The organism is Kitasatospora sp. A2-31, assembly GCF_022288725.1.
Classification (GTDB): Bacteria; Actinomycetota; Actinomycetes; order Streptomycetales; family Streptomycetaceae; genus Kitasatospora.
This window is the reverse complement of record NZ_JAKNTA010000204.1, coordinates 1-1,317: the sequence shown is the minus strand read 5'-3', so window position 1 is coordinate 1,317 and position 1,317 is coordinate 1. Positions and strand designations below refer to the sequence as shown.

1 protein-coding gene is annotated in these 1,317 nt (G+C 73.2%); it reads left to right on the top strand.

The features are described 5' to 3' along the window. A partial coding sequence (locus tag MCM47_RS40900) for a dihydroxy-acid dehydratase (protein ID WP_238951849.1) occupies positions 1-1,147 on the top strand: 1,147 nt, incomplete at its 5' end. Positions 1,148-1,317 lie beyond the last annotated feature (170 nt).

Here is a 1,317-nt window from a genome sequence, read left to right as displayed (position 1 = left end):
GGGGGGGGGGGGGCGGACCGTGGTCGAGATCGCCAACCGCCACTACGGCCAGGACGACCACTCCGTCCTGCCGCGCTCGATCGCCACCCGCGCCGCCTTCGAGAACGCCATGGCGCTGGACATCGCGATGGGCGGCTCCACCAACACGATCCTGCACCTGCTCGCCGCCGCCCAGGAGGCCGAGCTGGACTTCGACATGCGGGCCATCGACGCCATCTCCCGGAAGGTGCCCTGCCTCTCCAAGGTCGCGCCGAACGGCTCGTACTACATGGAGGACGTGCACCGGGCCGGCGGCATCCCCGCCATCCTCGGCGAGCTCTACCGCGGGGGGCTGCTCAACGAGGACGTGCACACCGTCCACTCCGACTCGCTCGCCGAGTGGCTCAAGACCTGGGACGTCCGCGGCGGCTCGCCGTCCGCCGAGGCCGTCGAGCTCTGGCACGCGGCCCCCGGCTGCGTCCGCTCCGCGGAGGCCTTCTCGCAGTCCGAGCGCTGGGAGTCCCTGGACACCGACGCCGCCAAGGGCTGCATCCGCAGCGTCGAGCACGCCTACTCGGTCGAGGGCGGCCTGGCCGTGCTCTACGGCAACCTCGCCGAGGACGGCTGCATCGTGAAGACCGCCGGCGTGGACGAGTCGATCTGGACCTTCAGCGGTCCGGCCGTCGTGGTCGAGTCGCAGGAGGACGCCGTCGACGCGATCCTCACCAAGCGGGTCAAGGAGGGCGACGTCGTCGTCATCCGCTACGAGGGCCCCAAGGGCGGCCCGGGCATGCAGGAGATGCTGTACCCGACGTCCTTCCTCAAGGGCCGCGGCCTCGGCAAGGCCTGCGCGCTGGTCACCGACGGCCGCTTCTCCGGCGGCACCTCGGGCCTGTCGATCGGCCACGCCTCGCCGGAGGCGGCCTCCGGGGGCACGATCGCCCTGGTGGAGGACGGCGACATCATCGCCATCGACATCCCCGGCCGGAAGATCTCGCTGGAGGTCCCCTTCGAGGAGCTGCACGAGCGCCGGCTGAAGCTGGAGGCCGAGGGCGGCTACCGGCCGAAGAAGCGCGACCGCCAGGTCAGCCAGGCGCTGCGCGCGTACGCCGCGATGGCCACCTCCGCCGACAAGGGCGCCGTCCGGGACGTCAGCAAGCTCGGCTGACGACCTCGGCACACCGCACACCCGGGCGCCCGGTGCGCCCGGTGGCCGCGGAGGAGCCGTCCCGCCCGCCGGGACGGCTCCTCCGGCGTGCTCCGGCGGTTCCGCCCCCCACCCGCCGGTGGTCGCGGCCGTTCGCCGGTGTCGCGGGGCGCCGGGTGATAATCGGCCGT